We start from the raw sequence: 4,260 nt of genomic DNA, 5'->3' as shown, positions 1-4,260 counted from the left end.
ACGCCAGGTCCCGCCAGCGCACCCACGTCAACACGGCCTGCAAGCTGCTGCTGCTCGAACACGCCTTCGATACCCTGGGTGCCGCCGTGGTGGGCTGGCGCACCGACAACGACAACCACGCCTCCCAGCGCGCCATCGAGCGCCTGGGCGCGCGACGTGATGGCGTGATCCGGCATCACGCCCTGCGGCGCGACGGCACCGTGCGCGACACGGTCATGTACAGCCTGATGGCAGACGAATGGCCCGAGGTCCGCGCCCACTTGCTCTACCAGTTGCAGCGCCCTCGCGCCTGAACCCGTATCCCTACAGGCCATGCTGACCGAATTCTTCACCCAATTGCGCGCCGCCGGCATCCCGGTCTCGATCCGGGAATACCTGAGCCTGCTGGAACTGCTGCTCAGCCCCGCAGCGCCCACCAGCACGGAACAGTTCTATCATCTGGCGCGCTTGGCGCTGGTCAAGGACGAAACCCGCTACGACCGCTACGACCGGGTCTTCGCCGCATTCATCGGCCAGATCCAGGCCCGCACCGGCGGCCCGGACATCCCGCCGGACTGGCTCGTCCAAACCTTTCGCAAACAGCTCAGCGACGAAGAAAAGGCTGCGCTGGAAAAACACGGCTGGGATCGGCTGATGGAGATGTTCCGCGAACGCCAGGCCGAACAGAAGGAACGCCACGCAGGCGGCAGCAAATGGATCGGCACCGGGGGCTCCTCGCCCTTCGGACACGGCGGCTATCACCCCGAAGGCATCCGCATCGGCGGCCCATCAGCCGGCAACCGCACCGCCATCAAGGTCTGGGAACGGCGCGACTACCGCGACTACGACGATCAGCAGACCCTGGGCACGCGCAATTTCAAGATGGCGCTGCGGCGCCTGCGGCGCTTTGCCCGCCAGGGTGCCGCGATGGAACTGGACATGCCCGGCACCATCCGCAGCACCGCCCAGCAGGCCGGCATGCTGGACCTGCGCTGGGTGCCCGAGCGCCACAATGCGGTCAAGGTCCTGATGCTGCTGGATGTCGGCGGCAGCATGGACGATCACATCGCCCGCATCGAAGCCCTGTTTTCTGCCGCGCGCAGCGAATTCCGTCACCTGGAAGTCTATTACTTCCACAACTGTCCCTACGAATCCGTCTGGCGCCACAACAGCCGCCGCCACAGCGAACGCATCGAGACCTGGGATCTGCTGCGCAGCTACGGCGAGGACTGGCGCCTGATCCTGGTGGGCGATGCTTCCATGAGCCCCTACGAACTGCTGTACCCCGGCGGTTCGGTCGAGCACCACAACGAGGAAACCGGCGCCGCCTGGCTGCAGCGCATTCTGGGCCACTGGCCGCGCGCCGTCTGGCTGAATCCTGAACCGTCCGGGTCCTGGCCCTACCGCCAGTCCATCGCCATCGTGCGCGAACTGATGCACGAGCGCATGTTCGGCATGACGATGGACGGCCTGGAACAGGCGATGCGGCTGCTGTCGAAATGACCTGCCCGGGAATCGACAGGCCCTAGTCCACGGCATCCAGCACCTTGGCCAGGGTGTCGAAAATCTGCTCGATCTGGGCTTCGTCGATGATGAGCGGCGGCGAAATGGCGATGATGTCGCCGGTGTAGCGCACCAGCACGCCTTGATCGAAGCACTGGCCGAACACTTCGGCCGCCCGGGCACCAGGCGCCCCAGGGCGCGGCTCAAGCTCGATGCCCGCCACCAGGCCGAGGTTGCGGATATCGATCACATGGCGCCGCCCCCTGAGCGCATGCGCGGCGTCTTCGAAAGCAGGCGACAAGGCCCGCGCCCGTTCGAACAGCCCCTCGTCGCGATAAATGCCCAGGGTGGCGCGAATGGCGGCCGTCGCCAGCGGGTGGGCGGAATAGGTATAGCCGTGGAAGAACTCGATGCCGGCTGCGCTGGCCTCGATGATGGTGTCGTGCACGCTGCGGCGCACGGCGACCGCGCCGGCCGGCACCGCCGCGTTACTGATCCCCTTGGCCAGGGTCATCAGGTCAGGCGTCACGCCAAAGAATGCGCTGCCGGTGGCTGCGCCCAGGCGGCCAAAACCGGTGATGACTTCATCGAAGATCAGCAGAATGCCATGCTTTTCGGTGATGGCCCGCAGCCGTTCCAGATAGCCCTTGGGCGGCAGCAACACGCCGGTGGAACCGGCCAGCGGCTCGACGATGACCGCCGCGATCGTCGATGCATCGTGCAGCGCGATAATGCGTTCGAGCGCATCCGCGTACGCTTCGCCGCCCCAGGCCGGCTGCCCCCGCGAAAAGGCGTTGTGCGCCAGATCATGCGTGTGCGGCAGATGGTCCACCCCCGGCAACAGCACCCCGGAAAATGCCTTGCGGTTGGGCGAGATGCCACCCACCGAAATCCCGCCAAAGCCGACGCCATGATAGCCGCGCTCGCGGCCGATCAGGCGGGTGCGCTGGCCCTCGCCGCGCGCCCGGTGATAGGCCAGCACGATCTTGAGCGCCGTATCGACCGATTCGGAACCCGAGTTGGTGAAGAACACCCGGTCCAAGCCAGCGGGCATCAGGGCGGCCACGTCGGACGCCGCCTGAAAGGCGTCTTCGTGACCAATCTGGAAGCTGGGCGCATAGTCCAGGTGCGCGGCCTGCCGGCGGATCGCGTCGATGATGGGCTGACGGCCATGCCCTGCATTGACGCACCAAAGCCCTGCGGTGCCATCCAGCACCGGGTGGCCGTCTGCTGCGGTGTAGTACATGCCCTGGGCGCTCGCCAGCAGGCGGGGATGCGCCTTGAACTGCCGATTCGCCGTGAACGGCATCCACAGGTTGGACAAATCAGGTGCAGATGGGGTTCGGGTGTGCATGGCAAGCCCTCAAATCCAGGATTTCGACAACGGAGACGAACGACTTCATTCTGGTCCGCTTCCCGTACGAAGACCATAGACGGTGACAGAATGCCTGGATAACTGTATTGTGCGGATAGAGACCACTGTATTGCCAAAGTCATCGCTTCAAGGACAGCCATGATCCTGTTCGAACCGGATCGCAGACGGAAATCGGCCCCGTCCCTGGTAGACCAGGCCGTCATGGCGCTGGAGACCGCCATCCGCACCCACACCCTGCGTCCGGGCATGGCCCTGCCGTCGATCAGGCAATTCGCACAAGACCACGGGTTGAGCACATTCACTGTCATGGCCGCCTACAACCGTCTGGTTGCCCGCGGCCTGCTGCAATCACGCCCAGGGGTCGGTTTTCGCGTCAGCCGCCAGAAACAGACTGCGCCCGCCAAGGTGCCGGAATGGGTGGCACCACGCATCGGCGCATCCTGGCTGCTGGCCGACGTGTTCGCCGACCATTCGATCTCGATCAAGGCTGGCTGCGGCTGGCTACCCCCGGACTGGCATGAACAGGCCGGCTTGCCACATGCCCTGCGCCAGCTCAGCCGTGTTCCGGTCGGTCAGATTGCATCCTACGGCCACCCGCTCGGCTACCACCCCTTGCGCGAACACATTGCGCACCGCCTGCTGGAGCACGGGCTTGACATCTCCCCCGATCAAGTGCTGCTGACCCATGGCGCCACACAGGCGCTGGACATCGTCATCCGCACCCTGCTGCGCCCCGGGGACCATGTGGCCGTCGAGTCGCCCTGCTATGCCAATCTGTTGCAGATCCTGGCCCTGAACCGCATCACGGCGCACGCAGTCCCCAGAACGGCAGAAGGCATCTGCGAAGCCACGCTCCAGGCGCTGGTCCGGCAACACCCGATCCGCGTCCTGTTCGTCACGACCGTGCTACAGAACCCGACCGGCGCCAGTTTCACGATGGCCGGGGCATTCCGCCTGTTGCAACTGGCCGAACACCACGACTTCCTGGTCGTGGAAGACGATGTCTCGCGTGATCTCCTGCCCGAACCCGCTCCCCTGCTCGCTGCGCTGGCAGGCCCCAGCCGGGTGCTCTATGTGTCCGGCTTTTCTAAAAGCGTGATGCCTTCCACCCGCGTGGGTTATCTGGCCTGTACCAAGCCGCTGGTGGATGAATGCGCACGCACCAAGATGTCGCTGGGCCTGACCTCGACCGAAATCATGGAACGTGCCGTCTACCACGTCCTGCGAGACGGCCGCCACAACACCTACCTGCGCAGTGTCCGCGAACGCCTGCGACAGGCGCATGATCAGGTCACCGCCGCCATGCACGGGCACGGTTTCGAGGTCTGGGAAGAACCTGGTGCCGGGCTGTTCCTGTGGGGCAGGCCACCGGCGCCCTGCCCCACGGGCAAAAACATGATCCG

General features: G+C 65.3%; 4 protein-coding genes. 3 read left to right on the top strand and 1 reads right to left on the bottom strand.

The window, feature by feature from the left end:
* A partial coding sequence (locus RBR29_RS10785) for a GNAT family protein (RefSeq protein WP_320349208.1) occupies positions 1–293 on the top strand: 293 nt, incomplete at its 5' end.
* 19 nt (positions 294–312) lie between these two features.
* On the top strand, positions 313–1,482 hold the full coding sequence (locus RBR29_RS10780) for a VWA domain-containing protein (protein WP_320349207.1): 1,170 nt from the start codon (positions 313–315) through the stop codon (positions 1,480–1,482).
* 22 nt (positions 1,483–1,504) lie between these two features.
* On the opposite strand, the gene RBR29_RS10775 is transcribed toward RBR29_RS10780, so the two are convergent.
* Positions 1,505–2,791, bottom strand: a complete 1,287-nt coding sequence (locus RBR29_RS10775) for an aspartate aminotransferase family protein (RefSeq protein ID WP_320349209.1) — start codon at positions 2,789–2,791, stop codon at positions 1,505–1,507.
* Between the two features lie 204 nt (positions 2,792–2,995).
* Between RBR29_RS10775 and RBR29_RS10770 the strand changes: the two genes are divergently transcribed.
* Positions 2,996–4,260: PLP-dependent aminotransferase family protein (locus RBR29_RS10770; protein ID WP_320349206.1), on the top strand; the 1,265-nt coding region annotated here is incomplete at its 3' end.

The organism is Castellaniella sp., assembly GCF_034007085.1.
Classification (GTDB): Bacteria; Pseudomonadota; Gammaproteobacteria; order Burkholderiales; family Burkholderiaceae_B; genus Castellaniella.
This window is presented reverse-complemented; position numbering and strand designations above follow the sequence as displayed.